General features: G+C 48.5%; 9 protein-coding genes. 1 reads left to right on the top strand and 8 read right to left on the bottom strand.

What is annotated here, in order from left to right; all coding sequences use genetic code 11:
* Positions 1–268: 268 nt before the first annotated feature.
* Positions 269–1,114: a mechanosensitive ion channel family protein gene (locus BDI_RS10285; protein ID WP_005854480.1), complete on the bottom strand. Its 846-nt coding sequence runs from the start codon at positions 1,112–1,114 to the stop codon at positions 269–271.
* Between the two features lie 158 nt (positions 1,115–1,272).
* Between BDI_RS10285 and BDI_RS10290 the strand changes: the two genes are divergently transcribed.
* Positions 1,273–2,094, top strand: coding sequence for a tetratricopeptide repeat protein (locus BDI_RS10290; RefSeq protein WP_011966676.1), 822 nt, complete (start codon positions 1,273–1,275; stop codon positions 2,092–2,094).
* A 132-nt stretch (positions 2,095–2,226) separates the two neighbouring features.
* Here BDI_RS10290 and leuB read toward each other — a convergent pair whose 3' ends face one another.
* The 7 genes from leuB to BDI_RS10325 form a co-directional block, all read right to left on the bottom strand.
* Entirely contained in the window at positions 2,227–3,288 is a 1,062-nt protein-coding gene (leuB, locus tag BDI_RS10295) for a 3-isopropylmalate dehydrogenase (protein ID WP_005854478.1), read from the bottom strand.
* Between the two features lie 15 nt (positions 3,289–3,303).
* On the bottom strand, positions 3,304–3,747 hold the full coding sequence (locus tag BDI_RS10300) for a methylglyoxal synthase (protein ID WP_005854477.1): 444 nt from the start codon (positions 3,745–3,747) through the stop codon (positions 3,304–3,306).
* 20 nt (positions 3,748–3,767) lie between these two features.
* Positions 3,768–5,282 (bottom strand): alpha-isopropylmalate synthase regulatory domain-containing protein, encoded by a 1,515-nt coding sequence (locus BDI_RS10305; protein WP_009018114.1) that lies wholly within the window; start codon positions 5,280–5,282, stop codon positions 3,768–3,770.
* A gap of 2 nt (positions 5,283–5,284) precedes the next feature.
* Entirely contained in the window at positions 5,285–5,872 is a 588-nt protein-coding gene (gene leuD / locus BDI_RS10310; protein WP_005854475.1) for a 3-isopropylmalate dehydratase small subunit, read from the bottom strand.
* 26 nt (positions 5,873–5,898) lie between these two features.
* A complete protein-coding gene (gene leuC / locus BDI_RS10315) occupies positions 5,899–7,296 on the bottom strand; it encodes a 3-isopropylmalate dehydratase large subunit (protein WP_005864399.1) in 1,398 nt (465 codons plus the stop codon).
* A gap of 14 nt (positions 7,297–7,310) precedes the next feature.
* Positions 7,311–8,813 (bottom strand): 2-isopropylmalate synthase, encoded by a 1,503-nt coding sequence (locus tag BDI_RS10320; RefSeq protein ID WP_011966677.1) that lies wholly within the window; start codon positions 8,811–8,813, stop codon positions 7,311–7,313.
* Positions 8,814–9,222: 409 nt separating this feature from the next.
* Positions 9,223–12,654 (bottom strand): InlB B-repeat-containing protein, encoded by a 3,432-nt coding sequence (locus BDI_RS10325; protein WP_009275745.1) that lies wholly within the window; start codon positions 12,652–12,654, stop codon positions 9,223–9,225.
* Positions 12,655–12,657 lie beyond the last annotated feature (3 nt).

Here is a 12,657-nt window from a genome sequence, read left to right on the forward strand (position 1 = left end):
ACTACTATAAAAAACGAGGCCCACCCTTAATCTATATAAGGATGAGCCTTAAATCATTCTACTTAAATATAATCAAATAAAAATACTAAAGTAATAAAATAAAGTTCCGTAATATCGTATACACTCTGTGTCTAATCTCTAATTTGCGATTCACAAAGATAAATCTTTTTGTTCAACCATCTATAAAATAACCGCACATCTAACGAAACTCAAAGATTTTTGAACAAAAAGATTCCTTTTAAGGACAAGTCATAGATTATCACGAACTTCAATCCTTCGCTTGGTGTACGGTTAGTTGCGGGAATGGGAAACCGATACCTACCTCATTGAAGGTCGCGTAGATATTCTTGTTAATATCGAAATACACGCCCCAATAGTCTGAACTATTTACCCAAACACGTACCACCACGTTTACGCTGCTGTCCGCCAAGGCTGTCAAGGCGATAAACGGAGCGGCCGGCTCGGACAAGATGCGGGAATCCTTCGCTAATACAGACTCTATCACTTGCTTTACTTTCTCATAATCGCTGCCGTATTCCACGCCAAAGGTCCAGTCTACACGGCGAGTCGTCTGGTTACTGAAATTAGTCACAACGCCACTGCTCAAAGAGCCGTTCGGTATATAAATGACCTTATTATCAACCGTACCTAATACGGTATGGAACATCTGGACCTCTTTCACGGTACCGCCAACACCCTGCGCCTCAATATAATCACCCACCTTATAAGGCTTGAAAAGAAGGATGATCAATCCACCGGCAAAGTTTGACAGGTTACCGCTCAATGCCATACCGACAGCGACACCGGCGGAAGCCAACAAGGCGGCAAACGACGTAGTTTGAACGCCTAACGCCCCTACGACTGAAATAATCAATAAAATGGTTAAACTGACATTCACCAAACTACCCACAAAAGTCTTGACAGAAGGATCGATATCCCGTTTGCTCAATATCTTCCGAACCAGTTTATTTAGTAAGTTTATAACCAATCGTCCCACCAAAAAGACAATAAGGGCTTTAATAATCGTAAAACCCAATTGGGAGCCATGCTCAACCAAGGATCTGATAGCTTCCTCTAATTTAGAACTAGCTTCTACAGCTGCTAATAATACCATATCTCTTCTATTTTAGTTAATCTATTAATTATATAACAATCTGATCTTCCAAAAATATTATGAAATGTAGCAAAGGTATAAAGTTTTTTTAATCTGGTAAAACCATGAAATAATTACGTAGCTTTGCATCAATCAAATAACACGTTAAATACGACAGCATGAAAATCCTTGCGATACTCGCCGCCCTTTTCCTTTCAATAGGCTATGGCCACGCTCAGACATACGAGAAGTTTGTCGAGAAAAGTTTTGACTTCTTGGACAAGAACGACTTAGTCTCCGCCGAAGAGAGCCTACGAGCCGCCATGCACCTCGAACCGGGAAACCCCAACAACTACGCCTTGCTTATGAATCTCGGGACGATACAGCGCAGACAAGGGAAACTGGAAGATGCCCTTCTCTCCTATACCGCCGCCCTAAGCCGCCATCCGAATAATGAGGCCATACTAGAAAATCGTGCCGGCTTATATACGGAAATGGGTGAGATCGAAAAAGCGACGAACGATTACAATGCCCTGTTAATCTTGAACCCCCATCATCAAGAGGCGTTATATTGCAGGGCAATGCTTCATTTGCAACATAAGAACTATCTTTTGGCCGAGCAGGATTTCGATAAGATACTGGAAGTAAACGAGAAATCCGTGAAAGGACGTCTGGGACACGCAATTCTCGAAAAGCTACGGGGGAATTACGATGAGAGCGAACGCATCTTTAATTACTTGATCAGCGAGATGCCCCGTGAATGGATATTATACGAGGGCCGTGCCGATCTATACTTCATGATGGGCAAGAACGCCCGGGCTATGGCCGATATCAATCGTGTTTTCGTGGAAAGTACCCCGACAGCCGCTTTATATGTATTGCGAGGCAAAGTAAAACTCGCCCAATATGAGAAGGCATCGGCCGCCTTAGACTTCAAGAAAGCTGAGGATATGGGATATGATAAAACGACTATCGACGAGTTGATGAAGATGGCTCGTTAAGGTTGTTTTTATACGTATAGTAGCATCGGCTCACGCGAGTAGTGGTATTGGCCTACGCCACTACTCGCGTGAGCCGATGCCACTATACGTGTGAGCCTGCGCCACTACTGGTGCGAAATCGGCCCATTTATACTACTTTTCCGTGATATAATTGACAACCCAACTACCCACTTCTTTCGTTCCATATTTCGCTCCACCTTCCACTTGGATTTCCGGCGTACGGACATTCGCATCGAGGGAAGCGTCTACGGCTTCACGGATCAAGGCTCCCTCTTCTTTGAGGTCGAAATACTCGAATAACATCGCTACTGAAAGAATTTGCGCCAAGGGGTTCGCAATATTCAGCCCTTTCGCCTGCGGCCAAGAGCCATGAATCGGCTCGAAAACCGGCGTGCTCTCTCCGGTAGAAGCGGAAGGCAGCAAGCCCATAGAGCCGCTGATGCAAGAACCCTCATCCGTCAAGATATCACCAAACGTATTCTCGGTTACCATCACGTCGAAGAATTTCGGCTCTTGGATCATACGCATAGCGGCGTTGTCCACATACATATAGTCTGTCGTTACTTCCGGATAGCTAGGAGCCATCTCTTGAGCGATCTGGCGCCATAGACGGGAAGAGGCAAGTACGTTCGCCTTGTCAACAACCGTCAGGTGCTTATTCCGTTTCATCGCATACTCGAAGCCCACTTTCAAGATACGCTCGATTTCCGGGCGGGTATACATATTCGTATCGTATGCCTTATCGTTGTCTTGATATTTCTCACCGAAATACATACCACCGGTCAACTCACGGATACATAAGAAATCCGCGCCATCCACCAATTCGGCACGCAACGGCGATTTATGCAATAGGCATTTGAAGGTCTGCACCGGACGGATATTAGCGAACAGGCCCAACTTCTTACGCATCGCCAAAAGACCTTGCTCCGGACGTACTTTCGCTGTCGGATCATTATCAAACTTAGGATCGCCCACGGCCGAGAAAAGAACAGCGTCGGCATCCTTACAAATCCGATAGGTCTCCTCCGGGAAAGGATCGCCTACCTTATCGATCGCGTCAGCGCCACAAAGGGCATACTCATAGTGAACCTCATGTCCGAATTTCTCACAAACGGCACTCATTACTTCCACGCCTTGCACGGAAATCTCTGGTCCGATCCCGTCTCCGGGAAGTACTGCTATATTCAGTTTCATCGTAAATGTTTGTTATTATTCTCTGTTAAAATGTACATACTTAGGCTCCGTGGGGAAATACGTGTCATCATCCCACAGGGTACTTGTAATCATCAAGTCGGCGCTATAACGGTTACAAGCGATAGGTACGTTATGAACACGGCACTGGCGAAGCAACATCTGGATGTCGGCCTCGTGCGGTTGCGGATTCAAGTCGTCTATCAAAAAGACCGCCAAATCGATCTCCTTACGGACAACCATAGCGGCAATCTCAGCATCGCCTCCCATCGGACCGGAATGCATGCAAGCAATATCCGCGTTCACCCCTTTTTCCTCGAGAGCTTTACGAACCAAATTTCCGGTCGTACCCGTACAAACAATATGGTGGTGAGACAAGAACTCAGCGTTATGTACCGCCCATTCTACCATTTCCGCCTTACGATTGTCGTGCGCTACAAGCGCGATAGTCAACTTTTTCATACCCTTTACCTTTTTAATTATTAATCCTCTATCTTGTTCAGCATCTTCAATGTCGCCTTGATCGCCGCCTCAGTCTGATCAGCGTCCAGACCACGAGTCTTGAAATCGACCCCGGCATAATTCCAGCTGATGACCGTCTGCACGAACGCATCCGTACGTCCTCCCGGCGGGATGGATACCGAATAGTTCGTCAACATCGGGAACGGGCGGTTCAAACGGGAATAAATCCGGCGTAGGGCACGAACGAAAGCGTCGTATTGGCCATCACCGGAAGCCGATTCCTCGTAAGCCTCGCCATTGATCTCGATCTTCAAGGTAGCCACCGGTTTCAGCCCTTGGGCCAAGGATAAGGAATAGTTCAAGATCCGTATTTTCTGATCCTCCAGCGCATTATCATGATGAAGCACATCGCTGATAATATAAGGAAGATCCTCCGGGGTAACCATTTCTTTCTTATCCCCTAACTCAATGATCCGTTCCGTAACCTTACGCATCGAGCCCTCATCCATGTCGATACCGAGCGCTTCCAGATTCTTGCGGATATTCGCTTTTCCGGAGGTCTTGCCCAAGGCGTACTCGCGAACCCGTCCGAAACGCTCAGGAAGCAGGTCGTTGCAATACAGGTTGTTCTTGCTATCACCGTCCGCATGGACACCGGCGCATTGCGTAAACACATGCTCTCCGATAATCGGCTTATTGGGCGGGATATGCACCCCCGAATAGGTCTCGACCAAACGACTGGCCTTGTTTATCTTTTCCTCCCTCAAGTTCGTCTCCTCTCCCAACTGATCCTTGATGACGGCAAGGACGCTGCTCAATGGAGCATTACCCGCACGCTCTCCCAAACCGTTCACGGTCGTATGGATTCCCTTGATACCCGCACGGATGGCGGAATATACATTCGCTACGGCAAGATCATAGTCGTTATGCGCATGGAAGTCAAACCGTAAATCAGGGTAACGGTCCACCATCATCTTGCAATACTCGTAGGTATTTCCGGGATTCAAGACTCCCAAGGTATCCGGGAGCATGAAACGGCAGATCGGAAGTCCTTTCAACGCATCGATTACCAAGAATACGTAATCCGGGGAATGCTTGATACCGTTCGACCAGTCCTCCAAATAGATATTCACGTCGATCTTCCGTTTCGCCGCTTCCAATACGACCGTACGAATATCGTCAACGTGTTGCTCGGGAGTCTTTCGAAGCTGTTCGGTGACATGCTTATAAGAGCCCTTGCAAAGCAAGTTCACGACACGGCAACCTGCGGATTCAATCCAGTCGAGAGAGACCGTACCATCCACGAAACCCAAGACCTCCAATTTGTCTAGGTTTCCGGAACGGGCGGCCCAAGCGGCTACACGCTTCACGGCCTCAAACTCTCCGTCCGACACACGGGCGGAGGCGATCTCCACCCGGTTCACGCCTAAGTCGTTCAGCAGCACTTGCGCTATGCTAAGCTTCTCGTGAGCGGCGAAGGAGACGCCCGAAGTTTGCTCCCCATCTCTGAGGGTTGTATCCATTATTTCTATCATAATCAGCGTGCTGCCTCGAAGGCTTCTATCTTTGATTTATTTGCCAGTAAATAGTCGATATCGTCCAATCCGTTGATCAGGCAATCCTTTTTATAGGCGTTGATCTCGAAATGCTCGCTTTTGCCCGTAGCCTTGTTCGTGATCGTTTGCTCCGGTAGATTTACCTCGACCTCAGTTTTCGGGTCCTTGTAAATCGAATCGAACAATTCAGCGAGGAACTCTTCAGTCACAACAACCGGCAGCACGAAGTTGTTCAACTCGTTGTTTTTATGGATATCGGCGAAGAAACTGGAGACCACGACACGGAAACCGTAATCGGCGATCGCCCAAGCCGCATGCTCACGGCTGGAACCGGAACCGAAGTTCTTTCCCGCTACCAATATCTTTCCGCTATACGTAGGATCGTTCAAGACGAATGATTCGATCTTATTACCTTCCTTATCATATCGCCAATCCCGGAATAAGTTCTCGCCGAACCCTTCTTTGGTAGTCGCTTTCAGAAAGCGGGCTGGGATAATCTGGTCGGTATCCACGTTCTCTAAAGGAAGAGGTACGCAAGTGCTTGTGATTATATTGAATTTTGTTTTCATCTTATGCTACTTTATTAGATTAGTCTTTACATCAGTTCTCTCGGGTCCGTGATCTTACCTGTCACAGCGGCGGCGGCGGCCACAAGCGGCCCCGCTAAGATGGTGCGCGCACCCGGTCCTTGGCGGCCCTCGAAATTACGGTTGGAAGTGGAGACCGCATATTTACCCGCCGGAACCTTATCCTCATTCATCGCCAGACAAGCGGAACATCCCGGTTGACGAAGGACGAAGCCGGCCTCGGCCAAAACCTTGTCGATCCCCTCGGCACGAATCTCCCGCTCTACCTGCCAACTGCCGGGAACCAGCCAAACCGTTACATCATCCGCTTTCTTCTTTCCTTTCACCAAAGAGGCGAAAGCACGGAAATCCTCGATACGGCCATTCGTACAGCTACCTAAAAAGACATAATCCACTTTCTTACCCAACATAGACTCGCCTGCCTTGAAGCCCATATAATCCAAAGACTTCTTATAAGAGATACGGCCTGCCTCGGGCACGCTTTCTAAGGAGGGGATATCTTTGCTGATACTCATACCCATGCCCGGGTTCGTACCGTACGTAACCATCGGGTCGATATCCTCGGCGTGGAAAACGATCTCCTTATCGAACTTAGCGTCCGGATCACTATATAACTGACGCCACTCGCTCACCTTCCGCTCCCATTCCTCGCCTCTTGGGGCGAACTCACGGTCTTTCAAATAATCGAAAGTAACATCGTCCGGAGCGATCATACCACCACGGGCACCCATCTCGATCGAAAGATTGCAGATCGTCAGACGTTCCTCCATGGTCGTATTACGGATCGCCTCGCCGGCGTACTCCACGAAATAGCCCGTAGCACCGCTGGTACTCATCTTACTAATAATGTATAAGGCAAAGTCCTTCGCCGTAACGCCCGGTTTGCGTACACCATCGATCGTGATACGCATCGTTTTCGGCTTACGCTGCATGATACATTGGGTAGCCAAGGTCATCTCCACCTCGCTCGTACCGATACCGAAGGCGATAGCACCCATGGCACCGTGCGTAGAAGTATGGGAGTCGCCACAAACGATCGTCATACCCGGCTGCGTCAAGCCTGTCTCCGGACCTACCACATGGATGATACCATTCTTCGGATGTTGAAGACCGTAATACGTCAAGCCGAAATACTTCGCGTTCTCTTCCAAGGTATCCACTTGATTCTTGGATATAGGGTCCTCGATAGGCTTATCTTGGTTCAATGTCGGGATATTGTGGTCCGGCATACAAGTGATTTGCGCGGGACGGAAGGGCTTCAATCCACGTGCACGTAATCCGGCGAAAGCCTGCGGGCTAGTCACCTCATGACAATACAGACGGTCGATATACAATTGTATGGTTCCGTCGGGCAACGTGTCCACCACGTGTTTGTCCCAGATTTTCTCAAATAATGTCTTGCTCATTGTCTTGTCTATTTTTAGTCTACTATAAACTTATTGATGGCGTCCACGAAAGCCTCCACGGAAGCAGCGATAATATCGGTATTCGCAGAAAACCCATAATAGGTAGCCCCGTTATACTCTACCTGCATATGCACCTTGCCCGTATCATCGCTACCTTTATTAATGGCTTGGATCAAGAATTCCTGAATCGTCATGTCACTATTACTAATGGCTTTTTTCACCGCCTTGATACCCGCGTCAACCGGACCGTTACCAGCCGCGGCCTCATATCTTCTTACTCCCGACAAATTTAAACAAATACTTGCGACTGATTGTACTCCAACACCACTAGTTACCTGTAAATATTCCAATTTAATACGGTGGGTGGCCGTACGATCCTTTCCGACCAACATCAAAACATCATCATCATTAATATCTTTCTTACGATCGGCCAGTTTCAAGAACTCATCGTACACCTTGTCCAATTTCTCCTGCTCCAGATCCACACCTAAAACATGCAGGCGATGCTTCAACGCCGCACGACCGCTACGAGCAGTCAATACGATCGCATTATCATCAATACCCACATCCTTCGGATCGATGATCTCGTAGGTTTGCGCATTCTTCAAAACGCCATCTTGATGGATACCGGAGGAGTGAGCGAACGCATTACGTCCGACAATAGCCTTATTCGGTTGTACCGGCATATTCATCAAGCTAGAAACCATACGGCTCGTACTATAGATCTTATTCGTCGTGATATTGGTGATGATATCACGTTCTTTATGGCTCTTGAAAACCATGGCGACTTCTTCCAATGACGTGTTACCCGCACGCTCACCGATGCCGTTTATGGTTACCTCCACCTGACGGGCTCCGTTCAACACGCCTTGTACGGTATTTGCGGTAGCCATACCCAAGTCATTATGGCAATGAGTGGACAAGATCGCATTATGTACGCCATCCACATGTTCCATCAGATACTTAATCTTCGCCCCGTACTCATCCGGCAAACAATATCCTGTCGTATCCGGGATATTCACTACGGTAGCCCCGGCCTTGATCACGGCCTCCACGACACGGGCCAGATATTCATTATCCGTACGCCCGGCATCCTCACAGTAGAATTCTACGTCCTCCACATACTTTTTAGCGTATTTCGTGGCGGCGATCGCACGCTCTATAATCTCCTCTCTCGTGGAGTTAAACTTGTATTTGATATGAGAATCAGAAGTACCGATACCCGTATGAATACGTCCTCGCTTAGCGAATCTCAACGCCTCGGCTGCCACGTCGATATCTTTCTCCACCGCACGGGTCAAGGCACAGATGGTCGGCCAAGTCACGGCCTTTGAGATCTCAACCACACTCTTAAAATCCCCGGGACTGGAGACAGGGAAACCAGCCTCGATCACATCAACACCTAGCTGTTCCAACGCCTTAGCTACTTGAATCTTTTCCACTGTATTCAACTGGCATCCCGGAACCTGTTCACCATCACGTAAGGTGGTGTCGAAAATAAATAATCTGTCTGACATAATCTTATATTCTTAATTTACTAATATCCTATACTAACTAAAAAAGCCTCTCTCACAAGGAAGTGAGAAAGGCTCTTTCATATATCGTAATGCTCGCAAAGCATACAGTCTCACTTCCTATCCCGTTCCCAGAGTAGAATAATGTTTAGAGAAATAATGAGACTATTTTGCAAGTTGCGTGTCATTGTTCTTGTCTTTATTGTTTTTGTTTCAACGTTGCAAAGATACGGCCTTTTTCGAGACCAGCAAATATAATCCGAAGTTTTTTACTTATTATTTATTATAAACCGTAAGCCAAACGATCGTATACCTTACGAAATAACACTACCCATCGTAAGGTTGTTACGATGGGCAGTATAAGGTGTTTACAATGCCCATCATAAGCACCTTACGATGGGCAGTGGCAGAATCAGCGAACCACGACTTTCCGTACAAACGAATCGCCGAAGGCCTCGCAGCGGACGAAGTAGACTCCGGCATGCCCTACCGGGATCTCAGCCTTGCCAAGAATCGAACCTTCGTAAAGAACGATGCCGGACACATCGACTACCTTCAAGGCTACCTGCTGAGGCATATTCACGAAGATAGATTGATTGGCTGTATACAGGCTCATGCCTTCCTCGATGGACTCGATGCCGGTTGGCGTATCCGGTTGGTCCGGCTTGTCTGGATTCTCCGGATCTACGGGGTCTACAGGAGGAGTAACCGGATCCAAGAAAGTAGCGGAAACAACCTTCACCTCTATCTTGCTACTAACCGGCTTGTAATTCGGATCGGTCGGCGTAAAGGTAACCTCTTGCTGACCGGTGGCCGTAGGCGCTGTTTCCGGCTTGCTCCAAGCGAATGTTCCGGCTACGATACCGGGATTTCCACCTTGTAGAATTGATTCGGCCAGTGTATGACCGAGCAAGATATCGGAAGCATCCGGCCACTTCGTAATCGCAGGTTCGGCTTGTTCTATCGCATAGGGGAATACTTCAGTATATTCTTTATACTTCGCATCAGCTGAACGATAAACACGTACATAATACTTATCGACATTCTTCAAGACAGCCGGTTGCGTACAGGCCTCGTCAAAGAAGAACGTGATCTGGCAAGCCTCGTTGCCCGTACCTGTCACGGATACGAGTTGAGCCGCACCGTTATATACGGAGGAGGTTTGAGCTAACTTGAACTCTAGTTTATCCTTGCCGACAAATTCAGGAGTAACCCCCGTAGAGCCTTCCGCTACCACATATTCCCGAGGGTTCTTCTTTGCGTCAACAGGGTTAGACTCAATATCAGACCAATGAGAGAACTTAGCGCCTTCCGCAGGCACAGCTTCCAGCGTCACCGTTATACCGGCGGGGATAGAAACCTTACCATCCGTTGCGTCGTATGGCATACCGCCATTAGTGACACGTACGTAGCCCATCGGTGATACCGGTTCCCCTCCCGCACGTAGGATAGACTCACCAAAGGATAAGTTTACCGGATCTTTCGTAGAATGATAGTAAACCGTGCCTTCGTAATTCTTTTTAGCCGCATCGCTGTTAGGCTCAATCACGTATTTTGTCACGCCATTGGTAGTTGTGCTTGTGATGTCCACCTCTGCCGGGCGAGTCTTCGGATTACCTCCGTTCGTAGGCGCTTCCGTTACCGAGACCTTGGACTTATGGATCACTAAGCCATCCTTATACTCCCCTTTGAACTCATTATACAAACCATCCTCTTCGCGATGCAACAAGACCGTATAATTGTCCGCATCGATTGCCTTAGCAGTCTTCTCACCCTTAGTGTTCTTATATAAGACCTCAAAAGAGAAACCAGCGTAAGTCTGCGAAGCGAAAGGCACGAAGTTGCGGGATACGCCACTGTAGTAGTATTCTTGATACGGCCAAAGGATGTATGTCTTCTCGATATTTACCCGAGGATCGAATACAGCTGTCACCGTCAGGTCGCCGGTTACGGTCAAGACATCATTTTGAGATATTTCCTTACCGTTCGCCAAGATGGTAAGCAGTCTCGCTCCGTTCTGTCCCTCGGCACTCGCTATACGAACCTCCGTACCATAAGGTTGTTCTCCGGATGGCTCCAACGTGATCGTACCGGAAGCGGTCTGAGTCGGGTTGCTGCTTACGGCAGAGGCCTTCACCATGTATTTCTTCGCACCGAAAGCAGCTTTTGCCGTAACATCGCCTGTCACGGTCCACAGGTCGTTCGTAGGGCCGGTCACGCCCGATAAGGTGACACTGCCATCCAAGCTATACCCGGCATCCGGAAGCGCAACCGCACGTAGCTTCGTACCAACAGGAACGGAAGAACCGTAAGCGATCAAACTGCCGTCTTCCTTATATAATAAGATAGAGCCGTTCGCCACATCTTTATCGATGGAGACAAGTGCCCCCTCTTTTGGCTTGAATGCGGCATTGACCTCCAAATCCGCTGTAAGCGTCACCTTGTTACCCTCTAGAGGCTTCTTGTTTATAGTCAATGATTCCAACTGGGAGTTCACGTCCGGTGTAGCCACGATTTGCAAGATCGTACCTTGTCGCAAGAAAGCTCCAGACGCAACCTTCGCACCTTCGGCCGTAACCGAGAGACTGCCGTTGCCTACATGATTGATCGTTACCGCACGCATGATCGGGGAGAAGTTCGCCGTATAGGTCTTATTATTATCCGCCTTAACAAAGATGGAATCATTCGCCGGCAAGGTCTCGCTCGCGCCCGTTACCGACCAACTCTCGAACTTATAATTGGGCAGAGACAGGGCTACCAAGGAGATCTCTTGACCCTTCACGTACACGTCATCCTCGGTCTTGCCCAATACGTTTACGGTACCTCCTGTTGTCCCTGTAGCGGTGACTAGATACGTAGGGGTTACCTCAACCTCCACAGACACCTCCGCTGTATTGTAATAAGAGGAGTTATCCGGATAGAAAGTGACGGAACAGCTTTGCTTCCCGGCCGGCATCACCGCATTCCCGTTCGTCCAAACGAAGGTACCGGCAATCGTATATCCATCTTCATCCTTTACGCTACCACCGGACAGTAAAGAAGTTGAAAGCAATTGCCCCTCCTTGATACCTGTCGTTTGCGGCTTCGTGATTTTACTTGCGTCAATAGCGATCTTGCTCGTCAGACTCATGACATAGACCTCCTCGAACTCAGCGTAGTCAGTGTCACCCGCATAGGATAGCTTGACATACAGGATACCCTCTTCCTTGCGGTCATTGTCGGTAGCCGCTATTTTACAAGAATCATCCTTAAAATAAGCGACCGTAAGCGTCTTATCCTCCGGGATGGTCGTATAGCTCAATCCTGCGGCTATAGCCGGGTTGACCACTTGCTCTTGGCCCGATACGTTCACCACCAGATGGGCTCTTTCCTTATACGCTGTAAGGGTCGCTCCACTCAAGTCCTTCACCGACTGCCCATTGGAGGCCTTGTTAGACAAGAGTCCGTTTTTCGCCGTGAACTTTCCTCCCTCAAAAGAGGCCGCCAGCACTACCGGGATACGGAGCACAGGGCCTTCCGGGGCTTTCATATCCTTGTTTCCTGCACTGTATACCACGCAACGGAAGCTGCCGTCACTTTGCTTACTCCACGTAAGAGCATGATCATTTGCCAACTCGCCGAGGATCGGGGTTCCATCTAGCAAGATACCCTCGGACAAGGTGAAATCCACCTGGAAGGAGGAAAAACTAAAGGAATTGCCGGATACCTCCAGCGTGAGCGTATCCTTACTGCCAGCGGCGTTCAGGTTCGTCTTCGCCAATTTCCACTGGGCGGCAGTAGCCGTTCCCGCCGATAACAGCAGGGAGAGGGCTACGAATAATTGTTTTATATGATTCACTTTCATAAT

It is taken from the genome of Parabacteroides distasonis ATCC 8503 (genome assembly GCF_000012845.1).
Classification (GTDB): domain Bacteria; phylum Bacteroidota; class Bacteroidia; order Bacteroidales; family Tannerellaceae; genus Parabacteroides; species Parabacteroides distasonis.

Excerpts from the sequence above, each read along its gene's own strand:
- BDI_RS10285 (WP_005854480.1), bottom strand. The coding sequence starts at position 1,114 with ATGGTATTATTAGCAGCTGTAGAAGCTAGTTCTAAATTAGAGGAAGCT.
- BDI_RS10290 (WP_011966676.1), top strand. The coding sequence starts at position 1,273 with ATGAAAATCCTTGCGATACTCGCCGCCCTTTTCCTTTCAATAGGCTAT.
- leuB (WP_005854478.1), bottom strand. The coding sequence starts at position 3,288 with ATGAAACTGAATATAGCAGTACTTCCCGGAGACGGGATCGGACCAGAG.
- BDI_RS10300 (WP_005854477.1), bottom strand. The coding sequence starts at position 3,747 with ATGAAAAAGTTGACTATCGCGCTTGTAGCGCACGACAATCGTAAGGCG.
- BDI_RS10305 (WP_009018114.1), bottom strand. The coding sequence starts at position 5,282 with ATGATAGAAATAATGGATACAACCCTCAGAGATGGGGAGCAAACTTCG.
- leuD (WP_005854475.1), bottom strand. The coding sequence starts at position 5,872 with ATGAAAACAAAATTCAATATAATCACAAGCACTTGCGTACCTCTTCCT.
- leuC (WP_005864399.1), bottom strand. The coding sequence starts at position 7,296 with ATGAGCAAGACATTATTTGAGAAAATCTGGGACAAACACGTGGTGGAC.
- BDI_RS10320 (WP_011966677.1), bottom strand. The coding sequence starts at position 8,813 with ATGTCAGACAGATTATTTATTTTCGACACCACCTTACGTGATGGTGAA.
- BDI_RS10325 (WP_009275745.1), bottom strand. The coding sequence starts at position 12,654 with ATGAAAGTGAATCATATAAAACAATTATTCGTAGCCCTCTCCCTGCTG.